The sequence below is a fragment of the Streptomyces sp. NPDC093094 genome, from assembly GCF_044754345.1.
Lineage (GTDB): Bacteria > Actinomycetota > Actinomycetes > Streptomycetales > Streptomycetaceae > Streptomyces.
The window spans coordinates 117,842-132,726 of record NZ_JBIVOX010000007.1 but is presented as its reverse complement, the minus strand read 5'-3'; the positions used below and the strand labels follow the sequence as shown (position 1 = coordinate 132,726).

The window sequence follows — 14,885 nt, the reverse complement described above, 5'->3', positions numbered from 1 at the left end:
GTCGGCGGACCCGACCGGCGGCCCTGCCCCGGCTCCGGTGTCGGCGGACCCGACCGGCGGCCCTGCCCCGGCTCCGGTGTCGGCGGACCCGACCGGCGGCCCTGCCCCGGCTCCGGTGTCGGCGGACCCGACCGGTCGCCTCGCCCCGGGCGCGGCGCCGACGGACCCCGCCGGCCACCCTGCCTTGGTGAAGGGCACCGGCCGACCGGCCGCGGCCCCGGCCGACCCCGTCGGCGGCCCCGCCCCTGCCCCTGCCCCGGCCCCCGCCCCGGCGACGGCCGCGGCCCCGGAGAGCCCGGCCGGACTGCCGGTCCGCGCACCCGCGCCGGACAGCCGCACCGGCTCCCCGGCCCCCGCCCCGGCGTCGGCCGGGCCCCTCGGCCGTCCGGCCCCGGACCCGGCGCCGCAGGAGGCCACCGAGCACGGCCGGGTCCCCGACGAACAGGACGAACCGCTCACCGCCAAGGGTCTCCCCAAGCGCACCCCGAAGATCACCGCCCCGGCCCAGGCCCCGCGCCAGCGGACCCGGTCCGTGGACGCCGAGGCACTCCGACGCCGCCTGGGCGGCTTCCGCCGGGGGGCGGAGGCCGGCTACCGGCACGTGGAGGCGGAGATCGCCGAGCGCACCGGACAGACCCCGTCACCGACCGCAGGATCCGCACGAGAAGCACACGCCGATGAAGCCACGGGGGGCACAGCCGAGGAGGCAAGCAGTTGACCGCGCCCAGTACCTTCGGACTGAGCAGTGAAGCCCGCAATCTGCACTGGCTGCTGACCAACCTGGTCGAGGAGGTGCCCGGCATCCAGTCGGTCGCCGTGGTCTCCTCCGACGGCCTGCTGCTGCTCTCCTCCGACCCGGGAAGGACCGAGGCCGCCCGCCAGGCGTCCGGCGGCAGGCCCAAGGGCCCCCGGGGTTCCTCCGCCGACCTGGCCACCGTCGTCTCCGGCATCGGCAGCCTCACCGTCGGCGCCGCCCGCCTGATGGAGTTCGGCGGCGTCAGGCACACCATGGTCGCCATGGAGGAGGGCAGCCTGTTCGTGATGTCGATCAGCGACGGCTCCCTGCTCGGCGTGCACGGCTCCGCCGACTGCGACATGAGCGTGGTGGCGTACCACATGGCGCTCTTCGTGGGCCGCGCCGGCCATGTCCTGACCCCCGAACTCCGCAGCGAGCTGCGCAGGTCGCTGGAGACCGAGACCGCCGGGAGCGCCCGATGAGCGACGCCCCGAGGAACCGCCTCCCGGTCCGCGGCGGCGACCGCAGGCCCGCCCGCGTGCGCCCCTACTCGCTCACCGGCGGCCGCACCCGCTTCGGCCACGTCCTGCTCGTCGAGACCTTCGTCGCGAGCACGGCCGCGCTGGAGGCGCCGCCGGAGCGCAAGGAGCTGACGAACAGCCCCCTGAGCGCCCGGGTCATGCCGGAGCTGCGGGCCATCGTCGAACTGTGCCGCCGTATGCGCACGGTGGCCGAGATCGCCGCGCTGCTGAAGATGCCGCTCGGCGTGGTCCGCGTGTTGCTGAGCGACCTCGCGGACCAGGGAAGAATCCGGGTGTACGGCACCGGTACCGGCCACGGCACGGGCCGGCCGGACCGCGCACTGCTCGAAAGGGTGCTGAGTGGACTCCGCCGTCTCTGACGCCGCCCCCTCCCTGGGCGTCGCCCCTCTCGTCGACGAGGACGAGAACCTGAAAGCCTGGCAGACGGACCGCACCCGCGCCCCCATCGCCACGAAGATAGTGGTGGCCGGCGGCTTCGGCGTCGGCAAGACCACCCTCGTCACCGCCGTCTCGGAGATCACGCCCCTGCAGACCGAGGCGCTGATGACCGAGGCCAGCGAGGACACGGACGACCTCACCGCCACGCCCGGCAAGCTCACCACCACCGTGGCGATGGACTTCGGCCGCATCACGCTCGACGACGACCTGGTGCTCTATCTGTTCGGCACGCCGGGACAGCAGCGTTTCTGGTTCATGTGGGACGACCTGGTGCGCGGTGCGATCGGCGCGGTCGTGCTGGCCGACACCCGCCGGCTCAAGGACTGCTTCCCCGCGCTCGACTACTTCGAGAGCTGCGGGATGCCGTACGTCGTCGCGGTCAACCACTTCGACGGCACCGAGCGGTTCGAGCCGGAGGACGTGCGCGAGGCCCTCACGATTCCTTCGCATGTACCTGTCATGATCATGGACGCGCGTCGCCGGATCTCCGTGATCGAGACCCTCCTGGGCCTGGTGGGCCACGCGCTCGACGAAACCCCCGAGTAGGAGACAGCCCCGCATGCGGAAGATACTCGTCGTCGGAGCCGGCCAGTCCGGGCTCCAGCTCGCCCTCGGACTCCAGTCGCACGGGTACGAGGTCACCCTGATGTCCAACCGGACCGCGGACGAGATCCGCGCCGGCCGGGTCATGTCGACGCAGTGCATGTTCCACACCGCGCTCCAGCACGAACGCGACCTCCAGCTGAACTTCTGGGAGTCCCGGGCCCCGAAGATCGAGGGGCTCGGCGTCTCGGTGGCGGTCCCCGGCTCGTTCGACCCGGGGCCCTCGCAGCGGGCGATCGACTGGGTCGGAAAGCTCGACGGGTTCGCGCAGTCCGTGGACCAGCGGGTGAAGATGGCCGGCTGGATGGAGACCTTCGCCCAGCGCGGCGGCCAGCTCGTCGTCCACGGCGCCGCGGTCGGCGACCTCGACTACTTCTCCCGCGCCTACGACCTCGTCCTGGTCAGCGCCGGCAAGGGCGAGCTGGTCCAGATGTTCGGCAGGGACGCCTCCCGCTCCCCGTACGGCGAGCCGCAGCGCGCCCTCGCGGTCTCCTACGTCCACGGCCTCGGGCCGCGCCCGGAGCACCCCGAGTTCGACGCCGTGCGCTGCAACCTCGTCCCCGGCGTCGGCGAGCTGTTCGTCATGCCGACCCTCACGACCTCCGGGCGGGCCGACATCCTCTTCTGGGAGGGCGTGCCCGGCGGCCCGCTGGACGCCTTCCAGGGCGTCAAGGACCCCTCGGAGCACCTCTCCCTGACGCTGGAACTCATGGAGAAGTTCCTGCCGTGGGAGTACGCGCGGGCGACGAAGGCCGAACTCACCGACGCCGGCGCCACCCTGGCCGGGCGTTACGCGCCGACCGTCCGCAACCCCGTCGGTCAGCTGCCGGGCGGCGGTCTGGTCCTCGGGGTGGCGGACGTCGTCGTCGCCAACGACCCGATCACCGGACAGGGCTCCAACTCCGCCTCCAAGTGCGCGGCCGCGTACCTCGCGTCGATCCTGGAGCACGGGGAGAAGGAGTTCGACGAAGCCTGGATGCGGGCGACGTTCGACCGCTACTGGGACACCGCGCAGCACGTGGTCAAGTGGACCAACGCGATGCTGGCGCCGCCGCCGGAGCACGTGCTGAACCTCATCGGCGCGGCCGGACAGATCCAGCCGGTGGCGGACCGTTTCGCCAATGGCTTCGACGACCCGGCCGACTTCGACGGCTTCTTCTTCGAGCCGTCGAGGACCGAGGCGTACCTGGGGTCGTTCGCCTAGGGCCTGTCGTTCGGATCAGGCCGGGCATGCAGGGGCAGCACTTCTCGGCCGGCCCTGGGCGGCGTTCGGCACGCACGCCGCTCCCACTCCCGAAGAGCCTAGGGGTTGCCGGAGGAAGGCGTCGCGAGCGGCTGCCGGTCCGCCGAGTCCGCCCGCGCGGTTCCCCGCACCCCTTCCGGACGCACCGCTCCGAGGACGGGCAGGGACGCGATCGGGGCCACCGTGATCCTCTCTCCCGTCCTCGGGGCGTGGACGATCATGCCCTCGCCCAGGTAGAGCGCCACATGGGTGGCCTCGGGGTGGTAGATCACCAGGTCGCCCGGGCGCAGGCCGCTCAGGGGGACGTGGTCGAGCTCGGCCCACTGCTCCTGGCTGGTGCGGGGGATGGGCCGGCCCGCCTTCGCCCAGGCCCGGGAGGTCAGGCCCGAGCAGTCGTAGGCGTCCGGACCCTCGGCACCCCACTCGTAGGGCTTGCCGATCTGCTGGACGGCGTACCGCAGGGCCGCGTCACCGGCCCGGCTGGGCTCCAGGGAGGTGCCGGGGGCGCCCGGGGCGGACATCATCTGCCGCTGGGCCCGGTCGATGCCCCGGCGCTCGAAGTCGGCCAGGGCGGTGAGCTGTTCGCCGCTCAGCGAGGCCAGCAGCTTCTCCACCTCGTCCAGGCTGCGGTCCACCGCGTCGCGCTGCTTCCTCTGGGCGGCGGCCAGGGAGAGCCGGCGGTCCAGCGCCGCGCGCGCCTTGCGGGCCAGGCCGTCGGCCCTGCGCTCGGTGCCGGTGAGCCGGCCGACCGTCTCGGCGCGCTCGCGGGCCAGCCGGCCGATCACATGGCGCTGGTCGAGCGCGTGCTGCGGGTCGTGCGCGAGCAGCAGCCGGACGTACGAGGAGACATCGGTGCTGTTCTGGTACTGCTGGCGGGCGAGCCGTCCGGCGGCGTCCCGGCTGTCGTGCAGGGACAGCCGGGCGCGGGCCAGCTCGCCGTCGAGCCGGGTGACCTCGGCCCGCTGCTCGCGGAGCTTCTCCCCGGTCGCGTTGTAGGTCTCGGTGGCCTGTTCCGCCTGCCGGTACAGCCGCTGAAGATCCGTCAGCAGATCGGCGACCGGACGGTCCGCGCCGCCCGCGCCCGTACCGGCCTCCGTACCCGTACCCGTACCCGTACCGGCGTCCGTGCCCGTACCGGCGTCCGTGCCCGTGTCCGTGTCCGTGTCCGGTTCCGGTTCCGGTTCCGGGGTGACGGCCGCGGGGCCCGTGTCCAGGGCCGGGTCCGGGCCGGGCGCGGCCGCCGCGGGGACGGCCACGAGGACGGCCTGGGCCGCCACCGCCGCCGTACAGAGCAGCCGCAGAAGCCTTCCTGACACTCCATCACCTCCGGTGCGCGGGGAGCGGTCCCGCTCCGCACCGCGAGCATGGGACGCCTCCGCGTGCCGCGCGCGGCGAACGTCCGCGAGGCGGCGTAACCCCGTCACCCGTGGGTGTCGTCCGGCTTGCCGTCCGGCGTGGCGCGTGGCTTCGACCACGGCCACCGCAGCCGGCCGCCGCCCTGGTCGCCCAGCGGGTCGTAGGTGTACTTCCAGCGGTTGCGCAGACCGACGGGACGGCCCTCCTGGCGGGGGACACGCCGGTAGACCAGCACGGCCGGCGGGCCGCCGGCCGGGTCGGGCACGGGGATGCGGTACGTCTTGGGCGGGTGCCCGGTCGCGCCGAGCAGGACCGGCAGCACCCGGCCGTCCATCGGCCCGCCCTCGAACGGGGTGTCTTCGCTCTTCACCGCACCAGTGTCAGCCATCCGCCGCGGCGAGCCCCGCCACGAGCGCCTCGGTCTGGGCGTCGCGCCGGGCGGTCACCATGAGCATCGCGAAGAACTGCTCCACCAGCCAGTCCCGCAGCTCGTCCACGGCGGGCTGCTTGTCCTCGTCTATCCAGATCAGGGACGCCGCCTCCACGGCCGTGATCCAGGTCCGGACCGTCATCCGCAGCCGGGGCCCCGGGTCGGTGACCCGCAGATGACTGAGGATGTGCTCGGCCGCGGCCCGCCGTACGCCGTCGACGATGGCCGTCGTGCGGGAGGTCTCCACCACGCTGCCGCCCTGGAGCAGCGCGCTGAAGCCGGCGTCGTGCTGCACGACGAAGGCGAGATAGCGGTCCAGGGCCCGGGAGAGCCGGTCCGGGAGCGGCCCCTCGTGGGGCTCGTCGAAGCAGTGCCGCAGATCGTCGGCGGCGGAGCGCAGGGCGGCCTCGTACAGCTGCTGCTTGCCGCCCGGGAAGTACCGGTACACCAGAGGCCGGGAGACCCCGGCCGCCTCCGCCACGTCGTCGAGGGAGACCTCCTCTGGCGCGCGGTGCGCGAAGAGGGACAGGGCGGCCTCCAGGAGCTGGCTGCGCCGCTCCTCGACGCTCAGCCGGCGGTAGGCGGGGGCGGAGGGGGTCATGGAAGGCAGCGTAGCCCGCCGACGGGTGACGCAAAGGGTGCCGGGAGTCGCGTGACCGGCCGCGGCCGGTCACGCGGCCGGAACTCAGGCGAGCAGTCCCGAGGACCTCCACAGACGGCGGCCCACACCCCGCAGCACACCGATGTCGTCCAGGAAGTCGGTGAGGCGCTTCGCCCCGTTCTGCATGACCTCACGCCGGTGCCCGCTGGCCTTCACCTGGGCCATCGCCTCACGCCTGTCCAGCCCCACGTTGGTGTAGACGTCGGGGTTCACGAACGCCACCGAGAACACCCGGGCGAACTCCCCGGAGGTGACCCGGGTGAACTCCTGCGACCACTTCGGCGCGGTCAGCATCTGGCGGCGCAGCTCCTCGCGGGCGTAGCGCACGTGCCGGGCCTCCTCCACGACGTGGATGCGCGTGACGCCCCGGACGAGGGGCTGGACGCGCTCGTCGGGGAACGTCAGCCGCTGCATCCAGTCGAGGACCTCCTCGCCGAGCAGGGTGGCGGTGAAGGAGCCGGGCGTGGTGGAGATCGTCTTGAACAGACGGCCGAGGTTCTGGTGGGCGCGGCTGACCGGGTACCAGGGCGTCTCGCCGCGGCTGATGAGCCGGGCGAACATCTTCGAGTGCCGGCACTCGTCCTCGATCTCGGTGAGCGCGTAGCGCACGTGCGCGCTCGTGGCGGCCTTGTCGTAGATGTGCCGGCACAGCAGCTGCATCAGGATGATCTCGAACCAGATGCCCAGCGAGGCCAGCGCGGCCGCCTCGTGCTGCGACAGCAGGATCCGCTGTTCCTCGCTCATCCGCTTCCACATCGGCGTGCCGTACAGCGACACCAGCTCCGGCGGCCAGAACCACTTGCCCTCCTCGAAGGGCGCGTCCCAGTCCAGCTCCTTGTCCGGGTCGAAGGAGTGCTTGGCGGAGGAGGCGAGCAGCCGTTCGGCCACCTGCTCCCGGTCCTTGAGCCGGCCGAGCGCGTCGTGCAGCCCGTCGAGCGCGTCGGCATCCGTCAGGGTCGTCATGGCTCATCCACCTCGTCGTACGGGGGCATGGCGGGTTACCCGCCGGTCACACGTCTTATAAGACTGCTTGTCAGTAAGGCCGTCAATCCCCCGCGCAGGAACTTGTCGGCGCGGTGTGCGCAACAACTCGTCGCCTCGGCCGCGCCTGCATGTGAGCCTGCGGGACATGTCGACGTACGGCCTGTATGCCGGCCCGGCGAACCCCACTGGGAAGTGCCCGCGTCCGGCGCGGCCCGCTTCGGACGGGACTACGACGACGGCCGCGACCGGCTGCTCGCCCTCCACCAGAAGGGCAAGGACAAGCAGTGGGACGGGCGGCGGCGGATCGACCGGCATCTGGACGTCGACCCGTACGACCCGCTCGGCACCCCCGACCGGGCGATGAGCCTGTACGGCACGAAGCACTGGGCCGAGCTCACCGGCAAGGACAAGGGCGAGCTGCGCCGGCACCACGCCTCCTGGCAGTTCGGCCAGTTCCTGCACGGCGAGCAGGGCGCGATGATCTGCGCGGCCCGGATCGTGGAGTCGGCACCGGACATGGACGCCGAGTTCTTCTCGGCGGCCCGGACGATGGACGAGGCCCGGCACGCCGAGATCTACGGCCGTTTCCTCCACGAGAAGGTCGGGATGCTCTACCGCGCGAGGAGTTCGTCATCGAGGGCCGTCATCTCATGCGCGACCGGCTGCGCGGGGTGGAGGTCCTGGAGAACTTCGGCATCCCGAAGGCGGAGGCCGAGGAGCTCAGCGCGCGGTCCGAGTTCCTCGCCCTCCTCCGCAAGCTCCTCTTCTCCCGCATCGTCCCCTGCGTCAAGGACATCGGCCTGTGGGGCAGGCGCCTCCAGCAGGCATACGTCGACATGGGCGTCCTGGAGCTCGGCGACTCCGACCTGGACCTGCTGATGAACCAGGACGAGGAGATCGCCGAGAAGCCGGACGCGGAACGCTTCGCGGCCGAGGAGCGCGAACGGGTCGCCGAGGTGCAGGAGGCGATCGAGGAGAGCCGCCTCCAGGAGAGCTGAAGGCCGCCGTCCGGATCAGGACCGGTGGACCGGCAGATCGGTGGACCGGCGGATCGGTGGACCGGCGGACCGGCAGATCGGTGGACCGGCAGATCGGTGGACCGGCGGACCGGTGGACCGGCAGATCGGCGGACCGCACGATCCGGACGGGCGGACCCTAGACCCCGCAGCCCAGCCCCTCCGGGACCCCCGCGTCCGCCGGCCGCGAGGTGTCCGCCGAGGCCGCCGCGGGGAACGAGGTGCGCAGGGTGAAGGCGTACGGCGTCGGGCCGTTCGCGCGCAGGTGCAGCAGGCGTGCCTCCGCCTCGGCGACCGTCGGGCGGTGGCCGGCCGGGACCCACCACAGCACCGCCGTCGCCTCCTCGATCCGCTCGAACCACTCACGGCGGCGGGAGAGCAGCTCGCGGTGCCGGCCCTGGTACATGTAGGCCGTCAGGGCGTTGGGGTCGCGCCACACCGACATGTTGACGACCAGCCAGGAGTCACCGAGGACGGGGATGTCCGTCGCGTTGCCGGAGTCGCTCATCAGACGCCAGACGAAGCCGTCGGCCGTGTCGGCGTCGGCGTTGACCGGGTCGAGGGCGTCGACGAAGTCCTTCAGTTCGGGGGAGTCGAGCGGGAACCTGAGGCGGGCGATGTTGACCTGGGCGAGTTCGTACGCGACGTCAGTCATGCCCGAACGTTAGGTCGGGGCGGCCCGTCCGGGACACCCCTCGTCTCACGAGGTGAGCACCGCCTCCATCACCGCCCGCGCGATCGGCGCCGCCATCCCGCCGCCCGTGATGTGCTCCCGGTCCGCCGAACCGTCCTCGACCACCACCGCGACCGCCACCCGCGGTTCCGGATCGCTCCCGCCCTGCGCCCAGGAGACGAACCAGGCGTACGGCGTACCGGAGTTGCCGACGCCGTGCTGGGCCGTGCCGGTCTTGCCGCCCACCACCGCGCCGGGGACGGCCGCGTTGGTGCCGGTGCCCTCCTCCACCACGTCCCGCATCAGTTCCCGCATCCGCACCGCGGTCGACGGCCGCATCACCTGACGGACCGGGCGCGGGCCGGTGGAGGTGACCGTGCTGCCGCCCGCCGTGGTCGTCCGCTCGACGAGATAGGGCTCCCGCACCTGCCCGCCGCCCGCGACGGCCGCCGCCACCATCGCCATCTGCAGCGGCGTGGCCCGAGTGTTGTACTGCCCGATCGACGACAGGGCGAGCTGCGCGTCGTCGACGGTGGTGTCGAAGGTGCTCGGCGCGACCGCGAACGGGATCCCCGTCCCGGTGTCGTTGAAGCCGAACGCCTGCGCGGTCGCCACCATGTTCTCCGCCCCCACGTCCACCCCGAGCTTGGCGAACACCGTGTTGCACGACCACTCGAAGGCCACCCGCAGCGGAGCGTCCTCGCAGCCGTCGGACTCGTTCGTCAGCGAGGTCGTCGTCCCGGGCAGGGTGTAGGGATCGGGGGAGTCGGTCGGCTCGTCGAGATCCGTGATCACGCCCGCGTCCAGCGCCGCCGCCGCGGTGACCACCTTGAACGTCGACCCCGGTGGATACGTCTGGCGCACCGCCCGGTTCAGCATCGGCTTCTCCCGGTCGCCGTTCAGCCGCGTCCAGGCGTCCGTGACCTCCGGCCCGTTCCCGGACAGTGCCGCCGGGTCGTACGACGGCGCCGACACCAGTGCCAGGATCCGCCCGCTCGACGGCTCGATCGCGGCCACCGCCCCCTTGCGCCCGCCGAGCCCCTCGTACGCCGCCTGCTGCGCGGCCGCGTTCAGGGTGGTGACGACATCGCCGCCCGGGTTCCGCGCCCGTGTGAAGTCGTTCCACAGCGGGAACGGCGTCAGTACCGGGGCCGTGCCGGACAGCACCGGGTCCTCGGCCTGCTCCAGCAGGCTCGTGCCGTACTTCTGCGAGGAGAAACCGGTCACCGGCGCGTACAGCGGGCCGTGCGCGTAGGTGCGTTCATGACGCAGCTGCTCGCGGGTGTCGACCGAGCCGGTGACCGGCCGCCCGCCGACCAGGATGTTCCCGCGCGGCTGGCCGTAACGGGCGATGACCTCACGGCGGTTGGCCGGGCTGTCGTCGTAGCGCCCGGCCTGGAAGACCTGGATGCGGGCCGCGTTGCCCAGCAGCGCCACCAGCAGCAGGGCGCAGAAGACGGCCGCGTGCCGGATGTACCGGGTCATACGGCGGCCCTCCCGTCGTACTGGCGCCGTGCCGAGTGGCTCACCCGGATCAGCAGCGCGGTGATCGCCCAGTTGGTGACGACCGAGGAGCCGCCCTGCGCCAGGAACGGCATCGCCATGCCGGTCAGCGGGATCAGCCCGGTCACCCCGCCCGCGATCACGAACACCTGCAACGCCACGATCGAGGCCAGTCCCACCGCGAGCAGCCGCCCGAAGGGGTCGCGCAGCGCGAGCCCCGCCCGGAAGCCGCGCTCCACCATCAGACCGTAGAGGAGGAAGACCGCCGACAGGCCGGCCAGCCCCAGCTCCTCCCCGGCCGTCGCCAGGATGAAGTCCGACTTGGCGGCGAAGCCGATCAGGACCGAGTGCCCGAGCCCCAGGCCCGTGCCGAGCATGCCGCCCGCGGCGAAGGCGAACAGCGACTGCGAGAGCTGGTTGGGGCCCTCGCCCGCCTCGATGGAGGCGAACGGGTGGAGCCAGTCCTCCACCCTGCTGTGCACATGCGGCTCCAGCCAGCCCACGGCCACCGCGCCGAGCGCCGCCAGCAGCAGCCCGACCGCGATCCAGCCGGTGCGGCCGGTGGCGACGTAGAGCATGACCACGAACAGGCCGAAGAACAGCAGCGAGGTGCCCAGATCGCGCTCCAGGACCAGCACGCCGACGCTCAGCAGCCAGATGGCGACGATCGGGCCGAGCACCCGGCCGGTCGGCAGCTGCACGCACCACACCCGGCGTCCCGCGTACGCCAGCGCGCCCCGGTTGGCGGCCAGATACGCGGCGAAGAACACCGCCAGCAGCACCTTCGCGAACTCGCCCGGCTGGATGGAGAACCCGGCGATCCGGATCCAGATACGGGCGCCGTTCACCGCCGGGAACAGGATCGGCAGCACCAGCAGCGCGAGGGCGGCGGCCACGCACACGTACGCGTACCGCTGGAGCACCCGATGGTCGCGCAGTGCGGCGACGACCAGGGCGAACAGGGTCACCCCCAGCGTCGACCACACCAGCTGGGTGAGCGCGGCACGGTCGCCCGGGGTCTGGAGGTCCAGACGGTAGATCAGCACCAGCCCCAGTCCGTTGAGCAGCACCGCGATCGGCAGCAGCAGCGGATCGGCGTACGGGGCGCGCAGCCGCACCGCCAGATGCGCCAGCAGCGCGAGCACGCCGAGCCCGGCGCCGTAACCGGCGGCGCCGGGCGGGACGGTGCCGTTCCTGGCGAGGCCGACGGCGCAATAGCCGTACACCGACAGCAGGACGGCGAGGACGAGGAGGGCGAGTTCGACGCCCCGGCGCCGGGGGAGGCGCACCGCGGGGGCGGGCGCGTCCACAGCTTTCGCGGCGATTCCGGTTCCGGCCTCGGTCATGTCCGGAACTTACCCAAATGGAGCTCCTTGTGAGCCATGTGGCGCGGTGACGCCTCCGGTGCCGGTCAGCACCAGCGGGGCGCGGGCCCGATGTTGTCGATGTACCGCGCCGACCCCCAGGCCCAGGTGCCGTCCGGCAGCAGGTACCAGAGCCGGTTGCCCTGGACGTTCTCGCCGGTGGTCTTGCAGTAGATCTTCACGATCTGGCCCCGGCGGACCGTCCGGATGACCTGGCTGCCGCGGGTGGGCGCGGCGCGCAGCAGCAGCGTGTTCGCGGTCACCACGCCCTTGTACAGGCGCGGGTTCTGGCTGCCGCGGTGGCCCGGTTCGCTCGCCAGGGCGGGCGCTGCCGCGGCCCCCGCGGCGAGGGCCGCGGCGGTCAGGGATATGACGAGGCGGGAGCACAGGGACATGCGTACCTCCGTGAGACGGGCCGAATCTGACTTATCGCCACGTTAGGAGGGGTACCGGACACCCGCCCGCCGGACTGGGCCATCCGGCTCTCGGCCGCCCTGGCCGTGCCCCTGGCCGGGCCTGTGTTCCTGGCCTGGCCGTGTTCCTGGCCGGGCTCGTGTCCCGGGCCTGGCTGTGTTCCTGGCCTGGCCCGCGTCCCGGTTCCTGTCCCGGCTCGTGCTCCGGTTCCTGTCCCGGCTCGTGCTCCGGTTTCTGTCCCGGCTCGTGCTCCGGTTCCTGCCCCGGCTCGTGCTCCGGTTCCTGCCCCGTGCTGTGTCCTTGCCCCGCTGTGTCCCTGCCCCGGTCCGTGTCCCGGCTCGTGCTCCGGTTTCTGCCCCGGTCCGTGTCCCTGTCCCTGTCCCGGGCCGTGTCCCTGCCTCGGGCCCTGTCCCTGTCCCGCTGTGTCCGTGTCTCGGCTCGCGCCTCTGCCTCTGCCCCGGTCCGTGCTCAGCCGTCCTGTTCCGGGCCCGGTTGGTGCCCTCGTCCCGGTGCCTGCCCTGCCCTGGCCGGGCCCGTGTCCCGGGCCCGGTGCCTGCCCTGGCCGGGCCCGTGTCCCGGCTCGTGCCGCTGCCTCTACCCCTGCCCCCGCCCCTGCCTCGGTCCGTGCTCAGCCGTCCTGTTCCGGGCCCGGTCCGTGTCCCCGTCCCGGTGCCTGCCCCGGTCCGTGTCCGTGGCCCTGTCCCGGTTTCTGTCCCAGCGTCAGCGTCGCGACGGCCCCGCCGTCCGCCGCGTTGGTGAACGACAGCCGCGCCCCCAGCACCTCCGCCTGCCCCACCGCGATGGTCAGCCCCAGCCCGTGCCCCTTGGAGCCGCCCTCCGTGCGGAACCGCTGCGGGCCATGGGCCACCAGATACCCGGGATAGCCGTCCCCGTGGTCCCGTACGGTCACCACGAGCCCGTCCACCGTCAGCACCACCGGCCCCCGCCCGTGCCGGTGCGCGTTGACCACCAGGTTCCCCAGCACCCGCTCCAGCCGCCGTCGGTCCGTCTCCACCAGCACATCCCGTACGACCCGTACCTCCGTGGAGTCACCCGCGGCCCGCACCACCCGCCGGGCCAGTACCCCCAGCTCCACCGTCGTCAGATCCAGCCGCTCCCGTCCGGTGTCCAGCCGCGAGATCTCCAGCAGGTCCTCCGTCAGCGTCCGCAGCGCCGCCACCCGGTCCCGCACCAGCTCCGTCGGCCGGCCCGGCGGCAGCAGCTCGGCCGCCGCGTGCAGCCCGGTCAGCGGGGTGCGCAGCTCGTGCGCCACGTCCGCGGTGAACCGCTGCTCCGCCGTCAGCTTGCTCTGCAGGGACCCCGCCATCGAGTCCAGCGCGGCCGCCACCGCTGCCACCTCGTCCTGCGGGCGCCTCGGATCCAGGGACCGCGGGTCGTTCACCCGGGCGTCCAGGTCACCGGCGCTGATCCGCCGGGCGACCCGCGCGGTGGCGTGCAGCCGGCGGGTGACCCGCTGCACGGCGAGCGCGCCGACCAGCAGCGTCGCCCCGATGGCGAGCGCCGAGGAGCCGAGGATCGCCCGGTCCAGGCCGTCGATGGTGCGGGCCTGCTGCGAGTAGTCCACCCGCACCGCGAGCACCCGGCCGCCGTCGGCCGGGCCCGCCGCCCACATCGTCGGCCGGCCCAGATGCCGGGCGACCATCGTGCCGCGCTCGCCGCCCGCCGCCAGCGCCCGCAGCCGCGCGGGCAGGTCCCCGGGATCCACGCCCGCACCCGGCATCGGGGTGTCCCCGGCCTCGAAGGCGTCCGTGGCCTGCGCCAGCCGGTCCAGCGCCAGTTCCCGGGCCTGGCCGACGGTCTGGTTCGTCACCGACACATGCACCAGCACACCGAGCAGCGCGGCCAGCGCGCAGCACATCACCGTGATGAACACGGCCGTCTTCACGGCGAGCGTGCCGGGCGGGGCGAACCTCATCGGAGGCCCGCCGAGGGCGACGGCGCCAGGGAGGGCGACAGCGACGGCCACGGGGCCGCCGACCGCTTCGGCCTCGGCGTGGGCACCGGGGCGGCCGTAAGCCCGCCGGTGCGCAGCATCTCGTCCTGGGTCAGCAGCATCGCCTTCTGGTCGGGGTCCCACGTCCACTGCAACCGGTACTCGTACCCGGCGACCTCCGAGGGAGAGCGGACGATCACCGAGTGCCCGGCCAGCTCCACCCGGCTCAGGGCGTCCTCGTGCTGCATGACCTGCACCAGCCGGCTCCCCTGCACGGTGTACACGCGTACGGCGGTCAGGGTGCCGGGCAGCTGCCGGAAGCCCAGCGCCAGCTCGTCGCGCCCGTCGCCCGTCAGATCCCGGTAGTACGGCCGCAGCACCGGACAGCGCCCCTTGCCCGCACCCTGCGCGCAGTCCGCCATCCGCCGCGCGGTCTCGCGGTACTCGGCCCCGGCACCGGCGTACTCCTTCGGGTCGGCGTCGATCTCGGCCCGGACGATCGCCACGGGGTCGACCCCGCGGATGCCGCCCGTCACCCGTACACCCTCGACCACCTTCGTCTCCGCCTCGTCGAAGTCGAAGGCGGGGGAGGAGGCGGGCGCCAGCTCGGGCCACAGCCGGGCCGGTCCGACCGCGGTCGGCGTCGCCCCGGCACCGCGCAGCCCGCCCGCGTCGCCGCAGCCGGTGACCGCCGCCGCGAGCAGCCCGGCGGCCGCGGCGGCGAGAAGAGCCCGCGAAGGGCGGCGAAGGGGCGGCACGGAACTCCTGCGACTCGGGGACGGGCGTGGCCCCGTACACCTTATTAACGCGAAACCGGCCACCCCGCACTCGGGCACGGCGACGCGGACCCCGGGCCGTCCCCCGCCCGTGAATACGGCGGGTGAAGGACACCGGCCGGGCGGGCCGCCGGGCCCGGTCTCCGGGCACGGTCTCCGGTCCCGGTCTCCGGTCCCGGTCTCCGGTCCCGG

Annotated in this window: 15 protein-coding genes and 1 pseudogene; 6 read left to right on the top strand and 10 right to left on the bottom strand. The window is 73.3% G+C overall.

What is annotated here, in order from left to right:
- Positions 1–187 precede the first annotated feature (187 nt).
- Genes ACIQGV_RS16695 through ACIQGV_RS16675 form a run of 5 tightly spaced genes read left to right on the top strand, consistent with a single transcriptional unit; the run spans position 188 to position 3,523 of the window.
- The gene (locus ACIQGV_RS16695) at positions 188–718 is read left to right on the top strand and encodes a hypothetical protein (protein ID WP_402495263.1); all 531 of its coding nucleotides are present in this window, start codon (positions 188–190) and stop codon (positions 716–718) included.
- Positions 715–1,218, top strand: coding sequence for a roadblock/LC7 domain-containing protein (locus ACIQGV_RS16690; RefSeq protein ID WP_402495262.1), 504 nt, complete (start codon positions 715–717; stop codon positions 1,216–1,218). Before ACIQGV_RS16695 ends, ACIQGV_RS16690 begins: the two co-directional genes overlap by 4 nt.
- Positions 1,215–1,637, top strand: coding sequence for a DUF742 domain-containing protein (locus ACIQGV_RS16685; RefSeq protein ID WP_402495260.1), 423 nt, complete (start codon positions 1,215–1,217; stop codon positions 1,635–1,637). The genes ACIQGV_RS16690 and ACIQGV_RS16685 overlap by 4 nt, the downstream gene beginning before the upstream one ends.
- Positions 1,618–2,262, top strand: a complete 645-nt coding sequence (locus ACIQGV_RS16680) for a GTP-binding protein (RefSeq protein ID WP_402495258.1) — start codon at positions 1,618–1,620, stop codon at positions 2,260–2,262. Before ACIQGV_RS16685 ends, ACIQGV_RS16680 begins: the two co-directional genes overlap by 20 nt.
- A 13-nt stretch (positions 2,263–2,275) precedes the next feature.
- Positions 2,276–3,523 carry a styrene monooxygenase/indole monooxygenase family protein gene (locus tag ACIQGV_RS16675; protein WP_402495256.1) on the top strand — a complete coding sequence of 416 codons (1,248 nt, stop codon included), beginning with the start codon at positions 2,276–2,278 and terminating at the stop codon, positions 3,521–3,523.
- 98 nt (positions 3,524–3,621) lie between these two features.
- Here the strand turns inward: ACIQGV_RS16675 and ACIQGV_RS16670 are convergent, their stop codons facing one another.
- The 4 genes from ACIQGV_RS16670 to ACIQGV_RS16655 form a co-directional block, all read right to left on the bottom strand.
- Positions 3,622–4,878: an NlpC/P60 family protein gene (locus ACIQGV_RS16670; protein WP_402495255.1), complete on the bottom strand. Its 1,257-nt coding sequence runs from the start codon at positions 4,876–4,878 to the stop codon at positions 3,622–3,624.
- A gap of 104 nt (positions 4,879–4,982) precedes the next feature.
- Positions 4,983–5,306 carry a hypothetical protein gene (locus ACIQGV_RS16665; RefSeq protein ID WP_402495253.1) on the bottom strand — a complete coding sequence of 108 codons (324 nt, stop codon included), beginning with the start codon at positions 5,304–5,306 and terminating at the stop codon, positions 4,983–4,985.
- Positions 5,299–5,949, bottom strand: a complete 651-nt coding sequence (locus tag ACIQGV_RS16660) for a TetR/AcrR family transcriptional regulator (RefSeq protein WP_402495251.1) — start codon at positions 5,947–5,949, stop codon at positions 5,299–5,301. The genes ACIQGV_RS16665 and ACIQGV_RS16660 overlap by 8 nt, the downstream gene beginning before the upstream one ends.
- A gap of 84 nt (positions 5,950–6,033) precedes the next feature.
- On the bottom strand, positions 6,034–6,972 hold the full coding sequence (locus tag ACIQGV_RS16655; RefSeq protein ID WP_402495249.1) for a diiron oxygenase: 939 nt from the start codon (positions 6,970–6,972) through the stop codon (positions 6,034–6,036).
- Positions 6,973–7,185: 213 nt separating this feature from the next.
- On the opposite strand from ACIQGV_RS16655, the pseudogene ACIQGV_RS16650 reads away from it, so the two are divergent.
- A pseudogene (locus ACIQGV_RS16650) lies at positions 7,186–7,991 on the top strand (hypothetical protein).
- Positions 7,992–8,148: 157 nt separating this feature from the next.
- Here ACIQGV_RS16650 and ACIQGV_RS16645 read toward each other — a convergent pair.
- The 6 genes from ACIQGV_RS16645 to ACIQGV_RS16620 form a co-directional block, all read right to left on the bottom strand.
- Positions 8,149–8,664: a DUF3291 domain-containing protein gene (locus ACIQGV_RS16645; RefSeq protein ID WP_402495247.1), complete on the bottom strand. Its 516-nt coding sequence runs from the start codon at positions 8,662–8,664 to the stop codon at positions 8,149–8,151.
- A gap of 45 nt (positions 8,665–8,709) precedes the next feature.
- Positions 8,710–10,167, bottom strand: a complete 1,458-nt coding sequence (locus tag ACIQGV_RS16640) for a penicillin-binding transpeptidase domain-containing protein (RefSeq protein ID WP_402495245.1) — start codon at positions 10,165–10,167, stop codon at positions 8,710–8,712.
- A complete protein-coding gene (locus tag ACIQGV_RS16635; protein ID WP_402495243.1) occupies positions 10,164–11,531 on the bottom strand; it encodes an FtsW/RodA/SpoVE family cell cycle protein in 1,368 nt (455 codons plus the stop codon). The genes ACIQGV_RS16640 and ACIQGV_RS16635 overlap by 4 nt, the downstream gene beginning before the upstream one ends.
- Positions 11,532–11,596: 65 nt before the next feature.
- Positions 11,597–11,944: an SH3 domain-containing protein gene (locus ACIQGV_RS16630; protein ID WP_402495241.1), complete on the bottom strand. Its 348-nt coding sequence runs from the start codon at positions 11,942–11,944 to the stop codon at positions 11,597–11,599.
- 647 nt (positions 11,945–12,591) lie between these two features.
- Complete coding sequence (locus tag ACIQGV_RS16625; protein WP_402495238.1) at positions 12,592–13,899, bottom strand: ATP-binding protein; 1,308 nt, start codon at positions 13,897–13,899, stop codon at positions 12,592–12,594.
- Positions 13,896–14,675 (bottom strand): hypothetical protein, encoded by a 780-nt coding sequence (locus ACIQGV_RS16620; protein ID WP_402495235.1) that lies wholly within the window; start codon positions 14,673–14,675, stop codon positions 13,896–13,898. Before ACIQGV_RS16620 ends, ACIQGV_RS16625 begins: the two co-directional genes overlap by 4 nt.
- Between the last annotated feature and the right edge of the window lie 210 nt (positions 14,676–14,885).